This window comes from Glycocaulis sp., assembly GCF_052168375.1.
Classification (GTDB): Bacteria; Pseudomonadota; Alphaproteobacteria; order Caulobacterales; family Maricaulaceae; genus Glycocaulis.
On record NZ_JBQLZR010000331.1, the window covers coordinates 1 to 22,796 of the forward strand.

17 protein-coding genes are annotated in these 22,796 nt (G+C 65.3%); 6 read left to right on the forward strand and 11 right to left on the reverse strand.

Annotated elements, in window-relative coordinates:
* The 4 genes from murJ to mutS all read right to left on the reverse strand — a co-directional run.
* Positions 1-1,242, reverse strand: a 1,242-nt coding sequence (gene murJ, locus ACTS2Z_RS13750) for a murein biosynthesis integral membrane protein MurJ (RefSeq protein ID WP_442573771.1), incomplete at its 3' end; no start/stop codon positions are given.
* A 3-nt stretch (positions 1,243-1,245) separates the two neighbouring features.
* On the reverse strand, positions 1,246-4,068 hold the full coding sequence (locus ACTS2Z_RS13755) for a [protein-PII] uridylyltransferase (protein WP_442573772.1): 2,823 nt from the start codon (positions 4,066-4,068) through the stop codon (positions 1,246-1,248).
* Between the two features lie 60 nt (positions 4,069-4,128).
* A complete protein-coding gene (locus ACTS2Z_RS13760) occupies positions 4,129-5,214 on the reverse strand; it encodes a DUF2855 family protein (RefSeq protein ID WP_442573773.1) in 1,086 nt (361 codons plus the stop codon).
* A 36-nt stretch (positions 5,215-5,250) separates the two neighbouring features.
* Complete coding sequence (gene mutS, locus ACTS2Z_RS13765) at positions 5,251-7,944, reverse strand: DNA mismatch repair protein MutS (protein ID WP_442573774.1); 2,694 nt, start codon at positions 7,942-7,944, stop codon at positions 5,251-5,253.
* 151 nt (positions 7,945-8,095) lie between these two features.
* Between mutS and ACTS2Z_RS13770 the strand changes: the two genes are divergently transcribed.
* On the forward strand, positions 8,096-10,393 hold the full coding sequence (locus ACTS2Z_RS13770) for an NADP-dependent malic enzyme (protein WP_442573775.1): 2,298 nt from the start codon (positions 8,096-8,098) through the stop codon (positions 10,391-10,393).
* Here the strand turns inward: ACTS2Z_RS13770 and ACTS2Z_RS13775 are convergent.
* From ACTS2Z_RS13775 to ACTS2Z_RS13790, 4 genes are all read right to left on the reverse strand, one after another.
* Complete coding sequence (locus ACTS2Z_RS13775) at positions 10,390-11,733, reverse strand: AmpG family muropeptide MFS transporter (RefSeq protein ID WP_442573776.1); 1,344 nt, start codon at positions 11,731-11,733, stop codon at positions 10,390-10,392. The genes ACTS2Z_RS13770 and ACTS2Z_RS13775 overlap by 4 nt on opposite strands.
* A gap of 31 nt (positions 11,734-11,764) precedes the next feature.
* A complete protein-coding gene (locus ACTS2Z_RS13780) occupies positions 11,765-13,633 on the reverse strand; it encodes an ATP-binding protein (protein ID WP_442573777.1) in 1,869 nt (622 codons plus the stop codon).
* Positions 13,634-13,658: 25 nt separating this feature from the next.
* On the reverse strand, positions 13,659-15,224 hold the full coding sequence (locus tag ACTS2Z_RS13785; protein ID WP_442573778.1) for a YifB family Mg chelatase-like AAA ATPase: 1,566 nt from the start codon (positions 15,222-15,224) through the stop codon (positions 13,659-13,661).
* Positions 15,225-15,388: 164 nt separating this feature from the next.
* A complete protein-coding gene (locus ACTS2Z_RS13790) occupies positions 15,389-15,778 on the reverse strand; it encodes a YraN family protein (RefSeq protein WP_442573779.1) in 390 nt (129 codons plus the stop codon).
* Positions 15,779-15,901: 123 nt separating this feature from the next.
* Here ACTS2Z_RS13790 and ACTS2Z_RS13795 point away from each other — a divergent pair, with 123 nt between their 5' ends.
* The gene (locus ACTS2Z_RS13795) at positions 15,902-17,260 is read left to right on the forward strand and encodes a penicillin-binding protein activator (protein ID WP_442573780.1); all 1,359 of its coding nucleotides are present in this window, start codon (positions 15,902-15,904) and stop codon (positions 17,258-17,260) included.
* On the opposite strand, the gene hemW is transcribed toward ACTS2Z_RS13795, so the two are convergent.
* Together hemW and rdgB are read right to left on the reverse strand one after the other, a co-directional pair.
* Positions 17,261-18,412 carry a radical SAM family heme chaperone HemW gene (gene hemW, locus ACTS2Z_RS13800; protein ID WP_442573781.1) on the reverse strand — a complete coding sequence of 384 codons (1,152 nt, stop codon included), beginning with the start codon at positions 18,410-18,412 and terminating at the stop codon, positions 17,261-17,263.
* On the reverse strand, positions 18,409-19,023 hold the full coding sequence (rdgB, locus tag ACTS2Z_RS13805; RefSeq protein WP_442573786.1) for an RdgB/HAM1 family non-canonical purine NTP pyrophosphatase: 615 nt from the start codon (positions 19,021-19,023) through the stop codon (positions 18,409-18,411). Before rdgB ends, hemW begins: the two co-directional genes overlap by 4 nt.
* A gap of 457 nt (positions 19,024-19,480) precedes the next feature.
* Between rdgB and ACTS2Z_RS13810 the strand changes: the two genes are divergently transcribed.
* Together ACTS2Z_RS13810 and ACTS2Z_RS13815 are read left to right on the forward strand one after the other, a co-directional pair.
* Positions 19,481-19,996: a DUF2975 domain-containing protein gene (locus ACTS2Z_RS13810; RefSeq protein ID WP_442573782.1), complete on the forward strand. Its 516-nt coding sequence runs from the start codon at positions 19,481-19,483 to the stop codon at positions 19,994-19,996.
* A 12-nt stretch (positions 19,997-20,008) separates the two neighbouring features.
* Entirely contained in the window at positions 20,009-20,242 is a 234-nt protein-coding gene (locus ACTS2Z_RS13815; RefSeq protein ID WP_188451420.1) for a helix-turn-helix domain-containing protein, read from the forward strand.
* A 3-nt stretch (positions 20,243-20,245) separates the two neighbouring features.
* Here ACTS2Z_RS13815 and ACTS2Z_RS13820 read toward each other — a convergent pair whose 3' ends face one another.
* Positions 20,246-20,983: a LolA family protein gene (locus tag ACTS2Z_RS13820; RefSeq protein ID WP_442573783.1), complete on the reverse strand. Its 738-nt coding sequence runs from the start codon at positions 20,981-20,983 to the stop codon at positions 20,246-20,248.
* Between the two features lie 160 nt (positions 20,984-21,143).
* On the opposite strand from ACTS2Z_RS13820, the gene ACTS2Z_RS13825 reads away from it, so the two are divergent.
* Positions 21,144-21,734, forward strand: a complete 591-nt coding sequence (locus ACTS2Z_RS13825) for a DUF2244 domain-containing protein (RefSeq protein ID WP_442573784.1) — start codon at positions 21,144-21,146, stop codon at positions 21,732-21,734.
* Positions 21,735-21,756: 22 nt separating this feature from the next.
* Positions 21,757-22,629 carry a methylated-DNA--[protein]-cysteine S-methyltransferase gene (locus ACTS2Z_RS13830; RefSeq protein WP_442573785.1) on the forward strand — a complete coding sequence of 291 codons (873 nt, stop codon included), beginning with the start codon at positions 21,757-21,759 and terminating at the stop codon, positions 22,627-22,629.
* The last annotated feature ends 167 nt before the right edge of the window (positions 22,630-22,796 follow it).

Below are 22,796 nucleotides of genomic sequence, written 5' to 3' on the forward strand. Positions count from 1 at the left end.
GGAGGCGATCGCCAGCCCGACAAAGCCCAGCCCGCCAAAGAAGAGCGTCAGCGCGAAGACGAAATTGACCGCCACCGCAATGAGGGCAAAGCGCATCGGGGTTTTCGTGTCCTCGCGCGCGAAAAAGCCGGGCGCCAGTACCTTCACCAGCACGAAGGCCGGAAGGCCGAGGCCGGCAATGGCAAGCGCGATGCCGGTATTGCTGGCATCAATGCCGGTGAACTGCCCGCGCTGATAGACGCCGGAGGCAATGAGCTCAGGGATGACCAGAAAGGCGAGCGAAGCCGGCAAGGTGAGAGCGAGCGAGATTTCCACCGCCCGGTTCATGGCAAACTGGCCGCCCGCCTCATCGCCCTGACGGACCCGCCGCGTGAGGTTGGGCAACAGCGCAATGCCCATGGCAATGCCGATCATGCCCAGCGGCAACTGGTAAAGGCGCTCGGCATAGTTCAGCCAGGAGCGCGCGCCCTCTTCCAGGGTCGCTATGGACGAGGTGACAACCACGTTCACCTGCATGGCGCTGGCCGCCAGCGCGCCGGGAATACCCAGCTTCAAGAGGCGTTTGACCCTGGGTGTCAGGCGCGGCGGCAGGAGGCGCAGGCGCAATTTGGCGCGGGCCGCAGCAGCCCAGAGCATCGCCACTTGCGCAAATCCGGACACCGTCACCGAACCGGCCAGCCAGATCACAAGCGTCTCGCGGCTTTCCCACTCAAAAAGCAGGATCGTGATCAGGGCAATGTTCAGGAGTACCGGCGCCCCGGCCGCGACCGCAAACCGTCCATTGCTGTTAAGCCCGCCGGAGATCAGCGCCGTCACCACCATGGCGAGCAGGTAGGGCATCATGATCTGCAAGAGCAGGGCGGCGAGCATCAGCCCGTCGGGATCGCCAATCCGGCCCGGAAAGAACACATAGACCAGCCAGGGCGCAAAGACCTGAAAGGCAATTACCAGGAGCGCGGTGAAGCTCGCCATGAACGACAGGGCCTCGGAGGCAAAACGATCGGCTTCAGCCCGGTCCTTTTCCTCCAGTTCGCGCGCATAGAGCGGCACGAAAGCGGAGTTGAATGCACCTTCGGCCAGCACCCGACGGAAAGTGTTGGGAATGGTCATGGCCTGAAAGAAGGTGTCGGCGATGGGTCCGGCCCCGAGCCGCGCAGCCGTCAGGATCTCGCGCACCAGTCCGGCAATACGGCTGAGCAGGGTCAGAATGCTGATGACGCCGAGATTGCGCAGGAGCCGCATCGATTATCGCCCGATGCTCGCTTCGGCGCTCTGGCGCTCCGGTGCGCCGGATATACCGGCTTCGCCCGGCCCAAGTTCGCGCATCAGGGCGGCGGCGATGGTCTTCTCCTTGGCCGGATCGGAAATCTTGCGGCCCTGCTCGGTCACGTAGAACACGTCGACGGCGCGTTCGCCATAGCCGTCGATCCGGGCCGCCTGAATGGAAAACCCCAGATCGGTAATGGCGCGGGCAAGGTCGTGCAGGAGGCCGGGCCGGTCGCGCCCCGACGCCTCGATGACCAGCGCGCCGTCCGCTGCCTGTCCTTCCATGGTGACATAGGGGCTGACCGTGAAGGCGGCTTCGCGGCGGGCCACCCGGCGCGGCGGGATCACTGCCTCTCCGCCAAGCCCGGAGCGTGCCGCTGCCTCCACGCGGGCGCGAAGGCGGTCGAGCGCCGTCAGGTCCGACCAGCCATAGGGCTTTCCGCCCTGTTCCTGCACGTAGAAGACGTCGAAGGCTGTTCCGCCCGTGGTCGTGGCGACCTGTGCGCCGACCACATTGGCGCCTGCAAGGGCCAGTGCGCCGGCGATATCGGCAAAGAGACCGTCGCGGTCAGGCGACAGGATCAGAACCTCTGCTGCCGAGCGGCGGCGGTCAACACGAACACCGCAGGCTACGTCCCGGCCGCGCGCCTCGGCTGCGCGGACAAAGGCAGCGTGGCGCAGGCGGTCGCTTTCGGCAAAGGACAGCCAGTAGCTGTCATCAAGGCTCGCGATCCAGCGCTGGGCGAAGTCGGGGTCGATGCGCTCCATTTCCTTGCGGAAGAGCGTGCGTGCACGGTCGGCGCGGGCATGGAGGCGCGCACGCGCCTCCTCCTCACCGGCTTTTTCACCGCCGGCCAGCACGGCAGCGGTCGCCTCGTAGAGATCGCGGATGAGTTGTGCCTTCCAGCCATTCCACACGCCCGGCCCGACAGCCCGGATGTCGACAACGGTCAGCACGGTCAGAAGGCGCAACCGCTCCATGTTGGCGACGCGTCCGGCGAAATCGAGCACGGTGCGCGGATCGGACAGATCACGGCGCTGGGCGGCATCGCTGAGCTCGAGATGGTTGGCGATCAGCCAGGCGACAAGCTCGGCTTCAGCCTCTTCGATGCCGAGGCGCTCACAGGCGATACGGGCACGCTGCGCGCCCTCTATGCACTGGTCTCCATTGCCCTTGCCGGTATCGTGCAAAAGCACGGCCAGATGCAGGGCGCGCCGATGGGCAATTTCGGGGAAAATGCGCGTGGCCAGCGGATGGTCTGCGGCAAGCTTGCCCTGTTCGATCTCGCGCAAGAGTCCCAGCGCGTTCAGCGTGTGCTCGTCCACCGTAAAGCGGTGATACATGTTGAACTGCGTGCGCGCGACGATGTCGCCGAACTCGGGGATATAGGCGCCCAGAAGGCCGGCTTCGGTCATCGCCCGCAAGGTGATGCGTGGGTCATCGGACTCCAGCAGGGTCGCAAAGAAGCTGCGCGCCGCTCGCGGGTCCCGCCGGAAGCCTTCGTCCACAAGGCGCAAGGAGCGTGAAACCAGTGCTACGGCATCGGGGTGCAAATCGAGATGGCGCGCTGCAGCCAGCTCGAACAGGGTCAGCATGAGAACCGGGTCTTCTTCAACCCGGGCCGGGTCGGCAAAGGCGAGGCGGCCCGAGCGCACCACGAAACCGGCTGCTTCCAGCGCTTCGTCGCCTTTCTGCACCCCATCAGCAGGCAGGAAGCGGCCAATGCCGGAGGGAGGGTCTTTCAGCTCGTCGGCTTCCAGCTTGGCACAGACAAGCCGTGTCAGCGCCCCGACATCGATCGCGCGGCGGAAATAATCGCGCATGAAGTCTTCGACACCCAGCGTATCCTCGCTGTCGGCATAGCCCATGAGCGCGGAGATTTCCGGCTGCGTGTCGAAGGTCAGGCGGTCATCCTTGCGCCCGTTCAGCCGGTGCAGGTGAAAGCGGGTGGTCCAGTAGAAGTCTTCCGCGCGCAGATAGCGTTCCACGTCCTGAACCGTCAGCAGCCCGCTCGCGACCCAGCGCTCCATGGCGTCATTGCCGTATAGCACCTGGGCCAGCCAGCGCAGGGTTTGCAGGTCGCGCAAGGCGCCCTTGCCGTCCTTGATGTTCGGCTCCACCGCATACCGGCTGTCGCCCTGGCGGTCGACGCGGGTATCGCGTTCGGTAAGTTTTGCGGTGACGAAGCTGGCGATGGCCTCGCGCGTCCGGTGCGCGCGGTCGAATTTCAGGCGCAGCGTGCTGACGAGGCGTTCATCGCCCGATACCCAGCGCAGATCGAGGAGGGCGGTTCGCTCCGACACATCCTCTGCGGCAAGGCTCAAGGCTTCGTCCACGGTCCGGATGGCACCGCCGCCAATGTTCAGCCCGCAATCCCACAGGACGTAGAGCATGCGCTCAACAATGGCCTCGGCGCCTTGGCGGGCCGGGGTGCCGGTCAGGAAGAGAAGATCGATATCCGATTGCGGGGCGAGCTCGCCAGCGCCCCATCCGCCAAGCGCGCACACCGCGAGGCCGGGCGCGGTCGCGCCATCATCGTCAAAATCGGTGGCCACCGAATCGAAAAGCGCGCGGATGGCGGCATTCATCACGCCTGACAGCGCGCGCGCAGCCTCAAGACCCCCCGCATTGCCAGAGAGCTTGCTGGCGGCGTGCAGACGCCCTGCCTCGAGGAATTTCTTCAATCGCCCGATACCGGCCTGCCGGGCGGCGGGCTGCTCCCAGCCCTCGCGGGTGGCAGCGGCCAGCTCTGCGCGCAGGCGCAGTCCGTCAAGTGATGCAGGAAGGGCAGAAAGTCTCATGAGGCTAGCTCTTAGGCTATTGGCCCGGCTTAGTCAGCTGACCTTTTCGTCTGAAGCCGGTCACGCCGCCTGCACCTCCACGACCAGCGCTTCGCTGGCAGCCACATTGCCGGCGGTGAGGGCTGTGTAGGCATCCAGTGCCGCCGGCCCGCCTTCTAGGCTGCGCCAGCTCAGCAGCGTCCCGGCCGTATCGACGAAGGCAGCCCAGGCTTCTGCCTGCCGGCTTGCAAACCCTTCCGGCCCCCATTCGGCCACGCGCGTGCGGGCGTGATCGGGCGCAAAGAAGAAGCTGGGGCGTGGCCCTGCAAGGTCCTTGGCCGGGGCGCTGTCATCCCAATGTGCGCCGCCAACGCGGATATTGGCCTGCAACGCTTCGCCCAGTGCAGTGTGCGCCGCGCGGTTCACGTCCGCCGAACCGGCAAAATCGACGATCAGGGCCGGGCGGTCCGGACCAAGGCTGCCAATGTCATCGTAATTCGTCACTGCGTCATAGAGCCCGGTGCCAGAGACAAAGCCGGCATTGCGCGCCGAGGTCAGCGCCTCGACGTGCACGCCTTGCGCCTTGCCACGCTGAAGCAGGAAGGCGAGCGCGAGCGCGGTCTTGCTGGACGCGCTGGTCAGGAAGATGCGCTGCGCACCGGCAAAGCCGGTATCGCGCAAATGGGCGTCGATCAGGAATGAGGTGAGGAAAAGCGGCTGCAGGACCATCCTGACAGCCTCTTGCGAGGCTGAGGCTGCTGGTTCAGAGGCGCAGCGTTCATACCGGTTGTAGACAGGCGGAAGGTCTGCCCGGTGGCCCGCTGCGTCAAAAAAGCTGTCAGGCCGGACCTTACCGGGCGTGACGATCAGTTCCGAGGCGGCCGGCAGATAGCCATAGACACGTTCACCGGGGCTGACCCCCTCAGCGCGGCTTTCCACGATGTCGGCAAACCCCCAGACCGGCAGGCGCCCGCGCCCGTCTGCACCGGGGAAGAATTGCCAATAGCCCATTGCATGACCGAAGGCGGCATAGGTGATGTTGTTGGCCGTCAGGGCGAACCGGCGAATGGCAAGGCGCACTTCTCCCGGTTCCAAGGGCCGGGAAGCCTCCTCCACCAGCGCCGCATCGGTGATATCAGTCTTTTCAATGCTCAAGGCCCAGCTCATGGAAAGCCTCCTTCTATGCCCGGTTGAAGCGCCGGTTCAGCTCTCGTCCGAAAGCGATTTGAGGGAATAAAGCGCTTCGAGCGCCTCACGCGGTGTCAGGGAATCGGGGTCAATCTGCTTTAATCGATCCAGTGCCTTTGAAGGCTTTGGCGCGGCCGGTGCGGGCTGCGCGGAGAAGAGCGGCAGGTCAGCCAGCGCCGCTGCCGGGCTGCCATCGGATTCCAGTTTGGCCAGAATGGACTGCGCACGCCGCACGGCGGCATCGGGCAGACCGGCGCGCCGCGCAACCTCAACCCCGTACGAACGGTCGGCAGGGCCCTGGCCAACCTCGTGCAGGAAGACCAGCTCGCCTTTCCACTCGCGCGCCTTCAGCGACACATTGCCCGTCCCGTCCAGCTCGTCGGCCAGCCGGGTCAGTTCGTGGTAGTGCGTGGCGAAGAGCGCCCGGCACTGATTGACGGCGTGAAGGTGTTCTACCGTCGCCCAGGCAATCGACAGCCCGTCCCATGTCGAGGTGCCGCGCCCGATTTCGTCCAGTATGACCAGGCTTCGCGGCGTTGCCTGGTTCAGTATGGCCGCCGTCTCGATCATCTCCGCCATGAAGGTCGAACGCCCGCGTGCCAGATCATCAGCAGCCCCCACGCGTGAAAACAGCCGGTCGACCAGTCCCAGTGTGACCGTTCGTGCGGGAGCGAAGAGGCCTGCTTGCGCCATGATCACGATGATGGCGGTCTGGCGCAGGAAGGTGGACTTACCGGCCATGTTCGGCCCGGTTACCAGAAGTAGCCGGTGGGCATCCTTGCCATCCCCATCGAGATGGCAGTCATTCGGCGTGAAGCGCGCCTCGCCCGATTGTTCCAGCGCCCGTTCCACAACCGGGTGACGCCCGCCCTCGATATGCAGCTCGCGACCCTTGGTGAAGCGGGGCCGGCAAGCCCCGGCACTGACGGCCCAGTGCGCGGCACTCGCCCAGACATCAAGGGCCGCCAGAGCCTCACCGCAGGCGCGGATGGTCTCCGCCAGGGCTTCAACCCGCGCGCGCAGACCGGCAAAGATCTCCAGCTCCAGCGCAATGGCGCGAGAGGCCGCAGAGGCGATCTTTGATTCCAGCTCGCCCAGCTCGGTCGTGGAAAACCGGACCGCATTGGCCATGGTCTGGCGGTGAATGAAGGGTTCGGTCCCCATCATCGCATCGCCGTGGCGGGCGCTCACCTCGATGAAATAGCCCAGCACATTGTTGTGCTTGACCTTCAGCCCGCTGACGCCGCTCAGCTCGGCATAGGTTTTCTGCAGGCCCGCCACTACGCGCCGGGACTGGTCCTTGAGCGTGCGCACCTCATCGAGGGCCGCGTCCCAGCCTTCCGCGACAAACCCGCCATCACGCACGAAGAGCGGAGGCTCCTCTACGAGAGCCCGGCTGATATCCTCCACCAGTGCGGCAAGCTCCGGGCGGGTGCTGAGCGAGAGGGTGGCCAGCGCCGCGTCGAGGGCTTCAGGCGGTCTGGCGCTGCCTGCTTTCGCGAAGGCCGCATTGATCCGCTCGCCTTCCTTGAGGGCGCGTGCAAGCGCGGCCAGATCACGCGGACCGCCGCGTTCCAGGCACAGGCGCGACAGGGCGCGGGCCGGGTCACCGGCGCTTTTCAGGCTGTCGCGCAAGCCCTCGCGCAAACCTGATTGCTCATGCAGGAAGGCTACCGCATCGAGGCGGGCCTCAATCTCCTCAAGGCGTGCGGAGGGGCGCGACAGCTGTTCGGCAAGGAGGCGCGCGCCCGGCGCCGTCACCGTGCAGTCAATGGCGTCCAGAAGGGAGCCCTTGCGCTGGCCTTGCAAGGTCCGCTCGATCTCGAGGCTCGCCCGCGCAGCCGGATCAATGGCGAGCCACCCGCCTGCCTCCAGCCGCTTTGGTGGCGCAAGCTTGGGCGCCCCGCCGGCCTGCGACAATTCCAGATAGTCCAGAAGACAGCCCAGAGCGCCCAGCTCGACCCGTGAAAAATCACCAAACCCGTCAAGGCTCAACGTGCCATAGCGTGCTTTCAGGCGCCGATCGGCGGAGGCCGGATCAAACTTTGCCTTTGGCCGCGCCGTCAGGGCGGTGCCGGACAGGAAGGCAGCGACGCGCCGCACATCGTCGTCCAGCACCAGCAATTCAGCTGGTTGCAGCGCAGCCAGTTCGGCTTCCATCGCTTCGGCTTCGAGCGCGATGACGGCGAGGCTCCCATCGGAAATATCGGCAAAAGCCAGCGCCAGATCACCCGCCGCGCCGCGCGCCAGGGCCGCGAGCCGGTTCGACTTGCGCGCATCGAGGAGGTCATCTTCGCTCAGCGTGCCCGGCGTGACGATGCGCGTGATCGCGCGCTCAACGACGGACTTCGCGCCGCGCTTCTTGGCTTCTGCCGGGTCCTCGACCTGCTCGCCAATGGCGACCTTGAAGCCCGCCCGGATGAGCCGCGACAGATAGATCTGTGCATTGTGCACTGGCACGCCGCACATCGCGATCGGTTCGCCCTGATGTTCGCCGCGCCTGGTCAGCGTGATGTCGAGCGCGGCGGCCGCTTGCAGGGCGTCATCAAAGAAGAGCTCGTAGAAATCGCCCATGCGGTAGAAGAGCAGCGCTTCGGACGGCACGCTCGCCCGCAAGGCAAGGAATTGCGCCATCATTGGCGTTGCACCGTCCGCGCTCGGAAAGGTGCGGCTCGCAAGCTGTTGTGTCGTGGGAGAGGCGGCGTTCATGGCGGCAAGTTAACCAGCCGCCTGCCGCCCGCAAGGGGCGAGGCCAGAGGGTGATTTTCTTGCGCTGGCTAAAGAGGCTTTCGCTGGCCTGCAGTGAGCGTCTAGGCTTGCACGGCATAGGCCTATTCCCGAACTGCCAGATGGACCTCTCATGACTGATCGCAAGCCGCGCGTGGATGACGAAGAAGCTCTTGCCTTTCACCGGCTTGCGCCAGCGGGCAAGATTGCCCTTCGCGCAACCAAGCCGATGGCGACACAGCGCGATCTCTCGCTGGCCTATTCGCCGGGTGTCGCTGCGCCGGTCAAGGCGATCCACGCCAATCCCGATGCGGTCTACGACTATACCTCCAAGGGCAATTTCGTCGCCGTCATCTCCAACGGCACCGCCATTCTGGGCTTGGGTGATCTGGGGCCTGCAGCCTCCAAGCCGGTGATGGAAGGCAAGGCGGTTCTCTTCAAACGGTTTGCCGATATCGACGCCATCGATATCGAGGTGGAGGAAAATGATCCCGATGCCTTTGTCGAATGCGTGCGCCGCTTCGGCAACACGTTCGGCGGGATCAATCTGGAGGACATCAAGGGGCCGGACTGCTTCATCATCGAGGAGCGTCTTCGCGAACTGCTCGATATTCCCGTCTTCCATGACGACCAGCACGGCACGGCCATTATCACGGCTGCAGGCATCATCAATGCCTGCGAGCTTTCCGGGCGCGACATCAAGGATCTTAAGGTGGTCGTGAACGGGGCCGGTGCAGCCGGGATTGCGGTTCTCGAACTGATCAAGTCCATGGGTGTTGCCCATGACAACGCCATTCTGTGCGACACCAAGGGTGTCATCTACAAGGGCCGTACCGAGGGCATGAACCAGTGGAAGTCGGCCCATGCCGCCGAAACAGACCGGCGCACGCTGGAAGAGGCGCTAGACGGGGCGGACTGCTTTATCGGCCTCTCGGTCAAGGGGGCGGTGACCAGGGCCATGGTGAAATCCATGGCCGCCGATCCGATCATTTTTGCCATGGCCAATCCTGATCCGGAAATCACGCCCGAAGAGGTGCGCGAAGCACGCTCCGACGCGATCATGGCGACAGGCCGCTCCGATTATCCCAATCAGGTCAACAACGTCCTTGGCTTTCCTTACATTTTCCGAGGCGCTCTTGATGTGCGCGCGCGCACCATCAACGAGGACATGAAGGTCGCAGCCGCCCAGGCCCTGGCCGAGCTTGCCCGCGAGGACGTGCCCGACGAGGTGGCCGCCGCCTATCACGGCTCGCGCCCCAGCTTTGGCAAGGACTACATCATCCCGGCGCCGTTCGATCCGCGCCTGATCAGCCATGTGCCGCCCTATGTGGCGCAAGCCGCAATGGATTCCGGCGTTGCCCGGCGCCCGATCGAGGACATGGAGGCTTACAAGGCGGCCCTTGCCCGCCGCCTCGATCCCACCGCCGCCATCCTGCAGGCCTTGCATGACGAGGTGCGTGCCGCCGACCGCAAGACCATCGTCTTTGCCGAAGGCGAGGAAGCGACCGTGATCCGTGCTGCGCACGCCTTCCAGTCTCAGGGTCTGGGCAAGGCCGTGCTTGTAGGCCGGGAGGAGACGACCAAGGCGAACATGCGCCTTGTCGGCGTGCCGGAAGACGCCATCGAGATCGTCAACGCGCGCCTGTCCGATCGCAATGCTGCCTATGCCGACTGGCTGTTCGCCCGTCTGCAGCGCAGCGGCTATCTGCGCCGCGACGTGCAGCGCATGGTCAATAATGACCGCAACGTCTTTGCCGCCTGCATGGTGGCGCTGGGTGACGCGCACGGGCTTGTCACTGGGACCACCCGCAATTATGCGCAGGCGCTTGCGGACGTGCAGATGGCGCTGGACCCGCGCCCCGGCGAGCGGGTGATGGGCATGTCGCTGGTGCTCAGCCGTGGCCGTACGCTCTTTATCGCCGACACCAATGTCACCGAGTTTCCGACCGCCGAGGCCATGGCCGACATGGCCTGCGAGGCAGCCGCTGCCGCCCGGCGGTTCGGCGTGGAGCCGCGCGTGGCACTCTTGTCGTATTCCACTTTCGGCAATCCGGCTGGTGAACGCTCCGAGAAGATTCAGGAGGCGGTGCGCCTTCTGGACGCTCGCAAACCCGATTTTGAGTACGAGGGCGAGATGAATGCCGATGTTGCCCTCGACCCGGCCCATACACGCCTCTACCCGTTCTCGCGCCTGACCGGTCCGGCTAATGTGCTGATCATGCCGGCCATCCACTCGGCCTCCATCTCGACCAAGCTCCTTCGCGCCGCGGGCGGCGCAACCGTGCTGGGTCCGATGCTGGTGGGTCTGGAAAAGCCGGTCCAGATTGCCCGTCTGGGGGCGGGTGTGTCCGACATCCTCACCCTCGCTGCGCTGGCCGCGCACGATCTTTCCGGCGCACCGGAAAGCAACGCGGACGTCAAGGCTGGCTAGGGAGCGGTTTCCCGTTCGGCAAACCGTTCGCGGCCCTTGGCCGCTTCGCTGCCATAACGGATCACGACGAAGAGCAGGATGGCAGCGGGCAGCGTCCATCCTGCCGTCAGGATGAAGAACCAGACCCAGCCCACTGCGTCCGCCAGAACGCCGGAAAAGCCTGACAGGAATTTCGCGAAGAAGGCATAGAACGAGCTCAAGAGCGCGTACTGTGTTGCCGCATTCTCCGGGTCCACGAGACTTGAGAGATAGGCAATGAACACGGTGGTCACGAAGCCGCCGGCGAGATTGTCAGCGACAATGGCCAGCGTCAGGCGCCAGCCATCATCCGGCCCGGCCGTCGCCGCCAGCCACGCAAATCCGCCATTGGTGACGAATGTGATCACCAGCCCGATGACCAGTGCGCGCGGCAGGCCGAAGCGGAACGCCGCAACACCGCCGAGGAACAGCCCCGAGATCGTTGCAATGAGGCCCGGCCCCCCTTGCACGCCGCCCACCAGATCACGCGCAAAGCCGATATCGGAATAGAGCGGCGCGGCCATGACGCCCATGGTGAAATCACTCAGCCGGTAGATCGCAACGAGGGCAATGACAGGGATGAACCACACACCGAGCCGGCCAAGGATCTGGCGGAAGGGCTCGATGACCGCGCGGGCCACCTTCACCGCGAACGGGCCTTCCAGGCCGCGCTTTACGCGGCCCGCCGCAGGCTCTTTCATGAGGAAGACGAGGCCGGCAGAGATTGCCATGGCCAGCGCCATCGCCTTGAACGACCAGCCCCAGTCGGCCCATTCGGAAATCGCAAGGCCGAGCCCGGAGGTCATGTAGGCAAAGCGGTAGCCCAGCGAATAGGCCGCAGCCATGTTGGCCTGCATGTCGTTGGGTGCGCTCTCGATGCGCCAGGCATCGATCGCCACATCAAGCGTTGCGCCCGAATAGGCCAGAAGCAGCGCGCCTATGGCGACCGGCAGCAGGCCTGACGCCGGATCGGTCTGCGAGATAATGAGAAGCGCAATGACCGTGCCGGCAATCGCGGTGACGATCCAGGAGCGTCTCGGCCCCAGAAGCGCATGCAGGAAGGGGATTCTGATCCGGTCGACGACCGGCGCCCACAGGAATTTCAGCGTGTAGGAGAGCGTCACCCAGTAGAAGAAACCGATGGTAGAGCGCTCAATCCCGGCATCGCGCAGCCAGAAGGAGAGCTTCTGGAACACCATGTAGAGGGGCAGGCCGGAGGCAAAGCCCAGTACCAGCATCGAGATCATCACCGGCGTGCCATACACCAGCAGGATCTGGCGCCAGTTGCGGCGCTCGGGCGTGTCGGCGGCGGTATCGGTCATGGAAGCGGATCGTCCCCGCTGGAAAACTGGATCAGGCGCTCAGCCTTGCCCGGTTTTGACCGCCGCACAAGCCGGAGAGCACGGTTGCAAGTTCATCGGGATCGACCGGCTTTGTCAGGAAGGCATCCATGCCGGCAGCAAGGCAGGCATCGCGGTCGGCTTCCGTGGCATTGGCGGTGAGCGCGATAAGCGGGACGGCGCCCGGCTCCCCGCTCAGGGACCGGATGCGGGCCGCGACGTCACGTCCGTCGAGCTCCGGCATGCGAAGGTCCAGCAATGCGGCGTCAAACCCGCCTTGCGAGGCTTCAGAAACCGCTTCGCGTCCCGTGGCTGCCATCACCACCGTTGCGCCAAGGCGCGACAGGAGGGTGCGCGCGATCAGCGCATTGACCGGATCATCCTCGGCCAGAAGGATGCGGTACCCGGCCAGCACCGGGCCGCGCACTTCCGTCTCGCGATCCTCAGCTCCCGACCGGCTGCCAAGGGCAAACCGGGCAAGCGAGCTGGCCCTTACAGGTGCCACCAGCCAGCCATCAATACCGCCGGGCTTGTCCTTGCCGGCATAGCGGCCCTTGGTGCGCGGTCGGGCGAGCGCCAGTATGCGGCCTGCACCACCGGACGCGGCCAGTGCCGGGGCGTCCTCGCTCCAGCTGTCATCGAGGATGACTATGTCGGGCCGCACTGTTTCGGTCCGCGCAAAGAGCTGCGCCTGGCTGGAACAGGTTTCCGCCCACGCGCCAAGCGTTTCGGCATGCAGGACCAAGGCATCGGCCTCGATCGCGCACGGCGTCGCGATGAGGACCCGGCGTCCGGCCAGCGGACGGCGCACCGGCGCGCGTTGCAGTACGGCCGGATGGAAGCTGAACCAGAACAGCGCGCCCTCGCCCGGCTGGGACCGGACACCGACCTCGCCATCCATCGCTTCGGCAAGGCGCTTGACCATGGCAAGGCCAAGGCCGGCACCGGGTGCGCTCTTGTCACGTTCGGCGGCGCCGCGCTCGAACTGTTCAAACAGGCGCGCCTGATCGGCCGGGCTGATGCCGGGGCCGGTATCGCGCACCGACAGTCGCAAATTCTCCCCATCAGCTTCCAGCGTTACCAGAACCCCGCCTTCGCGGGTGAACTTCACGGCATTGCCGGCAAGATTGTAGAGAATCTGCTTCAACCGTGCCGGGTCGGCGCGAATCTGGGCAGGCACGCCGGGGCCTTGCGCATGGGCAAGCGCGAGGCCCTTTTCAGCGGCCTTTTCCGACAGCAGTTCGCAGACCTCCTCGACGAGGCGGGCCGGATCAAGCGGCTCGGGCCGCAATTCCAGCTTGCCTGCCTCCAGCCGGGACAGGTCCAGAATATCGTCGATCAGTTTGAGCGCGTGACTGGCACTGGCTTTCAGCGCCGCCACATAGGCGGCCTGATCGGGACGAAGCCCTGTATCTTCGAGAAGCCGTGCCGTACCGAGCGCGCCGGAAAGCGGTGTGCGCAGTTCATGTGTGACCGCAGCGAAGAAAACACCCTTGCCGCGAGCTGCCTCGCTCTCGCGTTCGACAAGGCCGCGCTGCTCGGTGACGTCGCGTCCGACGGCGACGATGGAACCTTCTGGCGTCACCGTTTCGGACCATTCGATCCAGACCGGGCCCGCCTGTGTGCGCATGGCGACATCGTAGCGCCGGTGTGAGCCAGCCTCGCCGAACGCGGGGGCAACGGCGAACCAGCGCCCGGTCCAGTCCTCGCGCGTGCCGCCAAAGGCGCGCAGGAACGCGCCGTTCACATCACTCAGCCGGCCATCGCGATCACGCACGATGACAAGCTCGCCCATCGTATCGAATATGCCACGCAGGCCCGCCTGTGAGCCTGTGGCATCTGGGATTTCAGGGTCGCGTGCAGGCGGCGTGTCGTGTGTCATGCGCGCGAAGCTAGCGCCGGGCAGGTTAACGAAGCGTCGAACGGCCGGTGGTTTTCACCGGTTCCATACGGGGAAAACTGGCGCCTTGCGATCCGCCTGAAGGCGGCTGACTGCGCCGGGCGCTCAAGGCTTCGGCAATATGGATGCGGCGTATGCCGTCCACGCCGTCCAGATCGGCAATTGTGCGCGCGGTCCGCAGCACCCGGTGATAGCCCCGCGCTGTCAGTCCCATGGCCTCTGCGGCGCGGCCCAGAAGCTCTGCGCCGGCGGCATCCGGCGCGGCCACGGTGTCCAGCCTCTCGCCCGACAGGCGCGCATTCAGGCTGCCACGCTCGATCTGCACCTCGCGGGCTTTTGCAACCCGTTGCGCTATCTCCCGGCTGCCTTCCTGTGCGGGGGGCAAGGCAAGATCAGCCGGGGTCACCGGGGGCACCTCTATCTGCAGATCGATCCGGTCCAGCATCGGACCGGAGATGCGCGCCTGATAACTCTCGGCACAATTCTTCCCGCGCGCGCATGAGCGTCCGTCCGCGCCTGCCCAGCCGCAGCGACAGGGATTCATGGCGGCAATGAGCTGGAAGCGGGCCGGGAAGGTGATGCGGGCATTCGCGCGGGCCACTGCGATTTCGCCGGTTTCCAGCGGCTGACGCAGGGAATCGAGTACCTGGGGATGAAACTCCGGCAATTCATCGAGGAAGAGCACACCATTATGGGCAAGGGATGCTTCGCCGGGCCGCACCCGCGTGCCGCCGCCAACCATCGCAGCCATCGAGGCGGAATGGTGCGGCGCGCGGAAGGGGCGCGTCCGGGTCAGTTCGCCGCGCTGCAACAGTCCGGCGACCGACTGGACCATCGAAACTTCCAGCAATTCCTTTGCAGAAAGAGGCGGCAACAGTCCCGCTGCCCGTTCGGCCAGCATGGACTTGCCCGAACCCGGAGGCCCGACGAAAAGCAGGTTGTGACCGCCCGCCATGGCGATCTCCACGGCGCGCTTGGCCGTTTCCTGTCCGCGTACATCGCGCATGTCGCGAAAGCCCGGTCCTTCGACCAGATCGCCGGGCTGGGGCCGGACGAGGGCCTGCCCGCCCTTGAAGTGATTGACGAGCTGGATGAGCGAGGCCGGTGCCAGAATGGCGAGATCGCCCCCGGCCCAGGCCGCTTCCGGGCCGCTATCGCGGGCGCAGATGAAGCCCGTGGAGCGCTCGACCGCCAGCATGGCGGCGGGCAGGGCGCCCGGCGCCGCCGAGATCGAACCGTCAAGACCGAGCTCGCCCATGGCCAGATAGTCTGACCCCGCCTCGGGCGGCAGGACCCCCATGGCGATGAGTATGCCGATGGCGATGGGCAGGTCGAAATGCGCCCCCTCCTTGGGTCTGTCGGCTGGAGCCAGATTCACGATCAGGCGCTGACCGGGCAGCGAAAGCCCGATCGCTGCAAATGCGGCGCGCACCCGTTCCCGGCTCTCGGCAACGGCCTTGTCGGCCAGCCCCACGACACTGAAAGCGGGTGTCCCGCCCGCAATCTGCACCTGAACGTCGACCAGCCGGGCTTCAGCGCCTTCAAAGGAAGCAGAATGGGTAAAGGCGCTCATGACGACTCCGATAAATGGATTCATTGAACGTAAAAGTTATGTGCTTTTCAGGCCCTGGGCTTTTCCACAGAGCAGGTGAACATTGCGGTATAAAACCGGAACAAGAAAAGAACAAAACTGACGGTGCCGTCAAGATGTCACGTTAACTTTCTGCCAAAGCCCTTCTAGATCAGATGCTTTTCCGGCCCGTGATCGGCGCTGAGAACGCCCTTGAGGTGCTCCGGCCAGCGTCCGGGTACGATACAGATGAGGTCAAAGCGGGTGGAATAATGTTCCAGTCCCGGCCGCCTTGCCCGCCACATGGCCGCCGCGCGTAACAGACGCGCCTGCTGGCGCGGGTGGAAGGCTTCACGGGCACCAAGCGGTGTCGCGCGCCATTTCACCTCGATGAAAGCCAGCGTGCGCCCGCGCCGCGCTATGATGTCGATCTCGCCCAGCGGCGTTTTCACCCGGCGTCCGGCAATCTGCCATCCGGTAAGGACAAGGAGCGCGCAGGCCATGAACTCCCCGCGCCGCCCGCGCCTTTCGGCGGATCGCCGGGCCGCGCGTTTCATGGCCGTCCAGCGCCAGCCGGTTTCGGCATGTGCGCGGTTGCTCCGGACGGACGGCGCCGGTAGCTTCGATTGACGCCGCACCGGCAGACGAAGCGGGCGGCAGGGGTGATGAGGACCGGAACCATGACGATTTCAGTGTTGCCCACCTGCGCGCTGGCGCCAATAGGCCGCCTTGCCCGAACCCTTGCCGTGGTCATGCTGGCAGGCCTCGCTGTTACCGCCTGCACCGCGTCCAGCGGCCCGCAGCGCCCCGATGTGTCGCAAGGCGTGGCCTCGCCGGTAGTTGGCGCACCGCCTGAGCCGGCGGTGCTGGGTGTTGAGATGAGCCCTGAACGCCTCGCTTTCACCCCGCCGCACATGGAAGGCATGGAACTGGTGCGCGTCGGCGTGCTCCTGCCCTTCTCCGGTTCCTCGGCGGGGCTTCGCAATGAGGCCGGCCATCTCCTGCGCGCTGCAGAGCTTGCCCTTTTCGAGCGTGGCATCGGCAATATCGTGCTTCTGCCCAAGGATACCGAAGGCACGGCGCGCGGCGCGGAAGCCGCCGCCGAGGCAGCGATTGCTGACGGCGCCGATCTGATCATCGGCCCGCTTCTGGCTGCCGAGGTACGGGCGGCCTCCGGCCCGGCGCGCCGGGCCGGCATTCCGGTCATTTCCTTCTCCACCGATACGAGCGTTGCAGGCGACGGCGTCTATCTCCTGAGCTTCCCGCCAGAGGAAGAGGTCCGCCGTGTGGTCAGCTATACGGCTTCCCTGGGTGCCAGCCGCTATGCCATCGTCGCGCCGGCCACGCCCTATGGGCAGCTTGTCAGCGAGGCCTATCGCGAGGCTGCGGCTGCTACAGGCGGCACCGTCACGGCGGAAGAAATTTATTCCGGCGGTGTTGATTCCATGGGTCAGGCTGCCCGGCGCCTCGCGAGGTCCGGCATCCAGCGCCTGGAGGTCGGCACCGCTCTTGCCATGACCGGTGAGAACTGGACGCCCTCCGATGGTGGCGCGTTCCAGGTCGTCATGCTGCCCGTGGGCGGTGACGATCTGCGCATGCTCGCCCCGTCCCTCCTGTTTGCCGATATCGACCCTCTGGTGGTGAAATTTGTCGGCACGGGGCTCTGGCGCAATCCGGACAGCGCGCGTGAACCGGCGCTGGCCCATGGCTGGTTTGCCGGCCCCGATGCCGGCCAGCGCGGCCGCTTCGAGGAAGCCTACATGACGGCCTTCGGGGAGCAGGCCTCCCGCCTTGCCGGTCTCGGCTATGACGCCGCTTCGCTGGCCGTGCTGATGGCAAGCGCGGGCCGCGTGGAGCGCACCGTCATCGAGGATGCGAACGGATTTCTGGGCGTGGACGGCCTGTTCCGCCTGCGCAGCGACGGCACGGTGGAGCGCGGTCTTGCACTCTATACCATCCGGGGTGGCCAGTTCGAGGTGCTTGATCCGGCACCTGTCCGCTTCCAGCCGGACTTCCTCACCGATGAGGGCGAATCCTGATCAGTCGCCGGGGGCAAGGGCGTTCGCGATCCGGTCGGCATAGAGACGGCCGGTCGGGTTCAGGCGCACATGTCCCTCATCCAGCGTGATCAGCCCTTGCGCGGCCAGTTCGTCCGCTTTGCTCACGTCGATGTCGTATCCTGTCAGGGCTCGCAGGCGCGCACGATCCAGCCCCTCTTTAATGCGCATACCCATCAGCACCCGCTCCTGCGCCTCTTCCAGCCCGGTCAGGCGCTCGGCTTCCGGCTCGGCTTGCCCCGCTGAGGCGATATAGTCCGCCGGGCGCAAGGGTGCGGCGCTGGCTATGCGTCCGCCGCCTGAATGGTTGCCGAGCCGCCCATGCGCGCCGGGTCCGATCCCGATCCAGTCCCCGCCGGTCCAGTAAAGACTGTTATGGCACGATCTGTTTGCGGATCCGCGCGCATGATTGGAGATCTCGTAGGCTTCCATGCCCGCAGCCCCGGTCAATACCTGCGTCAGGGTGAACAGGTCGGCGGCCAGTCCTTCTTCAGGCGGGATCAGCGTCCCCCGGCGGACCTGGCGGGCAAAGGCAGTGCCGTCTTCAATGGTGAGCTGGTAGGCCGAGATATGGTCCAGCCCCAGCGGCAGCAGGCTTTCAAGTTCGCGCTGCCAGTCTCCCAGGCTCTGGCCCTCGCGCGCATAGATAAGGTCGGCCGATACACGGTTTGTCAGCGCGCGGGCCATTTCCAGCGCGTCGAGCCCCGCCCGCGCGTCGTGATCGCGGCCGAGGCGCGCAAGAGCCAGGTCGTCCAGAGCCTGAACACCGACCGACAGCCGGTTGATGCCAGCCGCAACGATATCGCCCAGCCGGTTGCGCTCGGCCGGATTGACCTCCAGCCCCAGCTCTGCGCCGTCTTCAAGACCCCATAGCCGGTTTGCCGTCTCGATGACCTGCGCAATCTCGCGAGGCGGCATGAGGGAAGGTGTGCCGCCGCCAAAATGGATGCTGGCAAGCGGGCGCGGACCTGTAATCCCGCGCCAGCGCTCCAGGTCCGCCAGCAGGGCGTCCGTCAGTGCCTGCGTGTCAGCACCCCTCGCCTTGTAGACGTTGAAATCGCAATACGGGCAGATGCGCGCGCAATAGGGCCAGTGCACATAGAGGCCAAGCGGCGCGGGGTCTGGCGTGCTCAAGGCTGGAGCACGGCTGCGATGAGTTTCGAGAAGGCATCGGCCCGGTGGCTGATCGCGGTCTTCGCCGCCGCATCCATCTCGGCAAAGGTCTCAGACCCGCCTGCCGGTACGAAGACCGGATCATAGCCAAAGCCGCTCGTGCCTCGCGGCGGCCAGACAAGCTCGCCCTTCACCTCGCCTTCAAAGACCATTTCGGCGCCATCGGGATGGGCGAGCGCAAGGACGCAGACAAAGCGGGCCGATCGGTCGGCGCTTCCCGTTTCGGCCAGTTTTTGCTCCACCGTTTGCATGGCGAGCGCGAAATCCTTCCCCGGACCTGCCCAGCGCGCCGAATAGACGCCCGGATCACCACCAAGCGCGCTCAACTCAAGACCGGAATCGTCCGCCAGTGCCACCGCCCCGGAGGCTCTTGCGGCGGCCCTCGCCTTCAAAAGCGCATTGCCGGAGAAAGTTTTTTCAGTCTCTTCCGGCTCCTCCAGACCCATTTCGCCGGCCCCTTTGACGGCGATGGAGTAGGGGGCCAGAAGCGCGCCTATCTCCTTGATCTTGCCAGCATTATGGCTCGCGATGACCCACAGCGGAGCCTCGCGGAAAAGGCGGTTTACGGTCACTGCATCCATTTGCGCATATCGCCTTTCGAAAAATTCATATCGTTTTTCGATATTTTTTTGTTGCAAAGCGATGAGGGCCTTGCTAGATGTGTTTTCGAGGCAAGGGGAACACCCCGCTGCTTCAGGGCAAAAGCCCCGGCGAAACAAAAAGACCGGAGCAAAGGCCCAAGGTTGATCGATAACACTGGATCTCAAAGGAGACAAAGATGGTCAGGCTCGAAAACAACACCCGCAATTTTCCGTTTGCGGCTTTCATCAATGTGGTTCTGGTTGCTACCGTGGTAGCGGGCATGGCCGCAGCGCTCTCACCGATCGTCGCATAAGGCGGCGCCGTGAGGCAGCATGACGGCACCGGGTGCGAATAACCTCTCCCCCCTGGAGGCAGCTTCGCGCCCGGTGTGACGTCGGACAAGGGACAGGGATGCGAGCACTGGGTCCGGGATCTCTGACATCCCTCTTGAAAATACTGATCGACGTGACGGTGGTGGTCCTTTGGGGCCTTCTGGTTCTCGCCAGCCTCGTCACGCTGGCGCTCATGGCAGCCGGCCTGTTCCGGGTAACCGGAATCGGTCCGGAAATGCCGGACGCTTTCTTGCGCTTTCTCCAGCTCGACATCGTGATCGCCCTGCCGCTTGGTGTGGCGGCGATCCTTGCCATGCTGTTCATTGCAGACCGTCTGCGCCGGATTCTCGTCACGCTCATCGAGGGCGACCCCTTTGTGCCCGAAAACGCGGGCCATCTGCGCGCGATCGCCATTGCCATCGCGGTCTACCAGATCATCCGCTATGGCGCGCACGGCATCATCGCCCTGATGTTCACGGTGTTCGGGCGCCCGGTCGAAAGCGGGGTCTCCATCCAGCCCCAGTTCGGACTGAATATCGGAGCGTGGATTGCGGTTATCGCCCTACTCGTCCTGGCAGAAGTGTTCCGCGAAGGAACCCGTCTGCGCGACGAGCAGAAACTGACGATTTAGGGGGCGCTGCGAATGGCAATACGCGTCACCCTCGACCGGATGCTTCTCGAACGGCGCATGTCGCTGACCGAGCTGTGCGACCGTGTCGGCATCACCATGGCCAATCTCTCCATCCTGAAGACGGGCAAGGCCAAGGCGGTGCGCTTTTCCACGCTGGAGGCCCTGTGCCGCGAGCTCGACTGCCAGCCCGGCGACCTCCTCCAGTTCACCGACGAACCCGGCGAGGATGATGACGGGACGGAATAGGCCCTAGCGCCGGCCGCGCCGGCGCGACTGGAACATGTCGTCATCGAGAATGAAGAGTGACGGCGCGATCCGCCCGCCAAGCTCGACCTCATCCAGCATGACTTGCGTCAGCGCGCCCATGCCGTCGACCGCATACCAGCCATTGAGCGCCACTTGCGAGGCTGGCAGGGCAGGGTCGGCATCGGCCAGGATCAGCGTCACCCGGCCCTCTGCCTCGCCTTCCGGGTCTTCCAGCGTCACATAGAGCTGGTTGTCATACCGGCCGACCTCGACAATGGCGCCCGACGCCTCCAGCTCGGAGGCCGGAGCCAGAAGCCAGCGCAGCGGGGTGGAGCGGATCGGTGCCCGGTCCACGGTCTCCAGTGCGCTGTCGGCAATGGCAACCGTCGAACCATCCGCCACGATCAGGAGCGGCGAGGGCGCATCATAGGCAAAGCGCACGCGTCCGGGGCGCGACAAGGCAAGATCGCCTTCGCTGACGGACCCGTCCGGATTGACCTGGCGGAAACGGGCCTCAAGGCTTTCCACGGCGGCAAAGATTTCCAGTGCGCGTTCCCGCTCCACGGCCTCGCCGCGGCCGGTCTGCTCGATCAGCTCGGGCGGCGGCAGGGCGTCAGCGGCTTCCTCCTCCTGCACGGCCTGCACGGGCAGGCTGGTGGCCGGAGGCGTCGTCGTGCTGGCATCGCCCTCGTGAAGTCCGGTGGACAGCGCAGCCAGCGCACTGGCGAAAAAACTCAGCATGGAGAGGTGCTCCGTATGGGTTTGGCGATCTCTACGGGCCTGTAGCTAATGACAAAATGCGGCTCATGAAAGGCCGTTCCATTCATCACCGCTTCACCTGCCGGACACGTGCAGCCATTCGACGCAAGGCATCCGCTCGCCTGACCGCTTCAGGAGACCTATGTTCGGGCGCATGAAGCGCCGCACACCCATGGAAAACTGGCCCATTGCTGCGCACGGCCGTCCGCTTCGCGTCGAGGCTCTCGACGTGGCTGACGCTGTGTTGCTGGACGCCCATGTGCGGCCCAACCGCTCCTTGCGCGGCCCGGCCTTCATAGCGCTGATGGTAGCGATTGCCGTGATCAGCTTTACCGCCGGTCTGGCCTTCCTGCTGATAGGTGCCTGGCCGGTCATGGGCTTTTTCGGACTGGACCTCTTGATCGTCTGGCTGGCCTTCCGCCTGAATTACCGGGACGGGCGCCGGCTGGAGCGCATTCACATCACGCCGGACGCCATTCATGTTCTGCGCCGCTGGCCCACCGGCTATGAGACACTCTACCGGCTTCAGCCGGCCTGGACGCGCGTCGAGCTGGACCATGAGGATGAGCCCGATGTGCAGGCGCGCCTGACTTCGATGGGCCGTCATCTGGTCGTTGGCAGCGTCCTGTCGCCGCGCGAGCGGCGAGACCTGGCGGCAGCGATCCGCGAGGCGCTGGAAAAGTCACGCCGCCACTCACCCCGCCTTGCGCAAGAATCGGGTGGTGCGGCCTGATCCGTGCGGCCAGACTGGCCCCATGATGCAGACATCCGATTCCCTTTCCGACGCTCCTTCCGGCCTGCAAATCCGTGCGCAGGACTATCCGCGCATCAATGCCGCGCTGGATTTCATTGCCGCACACTGGGACGAGCAGCCCTCACTGGAGCGTATTGCGCAAGCGGCCGGCCTGTCGGCCCACCATTTCCAGCGCGTCTTCACCCGCTGGACCGGTGCCAGTCCCAAACGGATGATCGCTGCCCTCACCCATGCCAGCGCCCGGCGCCTGCTGGCTGACGGCGCCAGCGTGCTCGAAGCGGCGCTGGAAACAGGTCTCTCCGGCCCGTCGCGCCTGCATGATGTCTTCATTGCCGAAGAAGCGGTCACGCCCGGCAATGCCCGCAATGCCGGGCTGGGGCTGGAGTTTGCGCTCGGCCATGCGCCGACCCCGTTCGGTACGGGCGTGTTTCTGGTCGCGCCGCGCGGGCTCTCTGCGCTGGCTTTCGCCGATGCGGGCGGCGAGGCCGAAGCCGAAGCGGACCTTAAGGCCCGCTTTCCGGCGGCGCAGTTCACGCGCGACGATGCCAGTGCTGCCGACTATGCGATGCGCATTTTCGGAGACGGTGCAGGCCACCCCATTCCGCTCGTCCTCTATGGGACGCCCTGGCGGCGCCAGGTCTGGCGCGCCCTGCTGGCCATACCGCCCGGCGAGACAACCAGTTATGGCGAAATCGCCCGCGATGTCTGCTCCATCCGTGCAAGCCGGGCGGTGGGTGCAGCGGTCGGGGCCAATCCGGTCAGCTGGCTTATCCCTTGCCACCGCGTGCTGGCCAGCGACGGGCGCCTGAACGGCTACCATTGGGGGCTGGAGCGCAAGCGCGCCATGCTCGCCTACGAGGCCGCAACGCGCTAGATGAGGGGGCATGTATGATTTCTCGCTCCAGCTTCTCCTCGCCGTCATTGCGGCCTTCATCCTGATCTCGCTCGGCTACGGGTTTGTGCGCCTGAGGTCGCTAACCCGCGATGCCCGCGACGAATATGCGGACAGGGTGGCTACCAAGCCCGGCAGCGTGAAGGGTC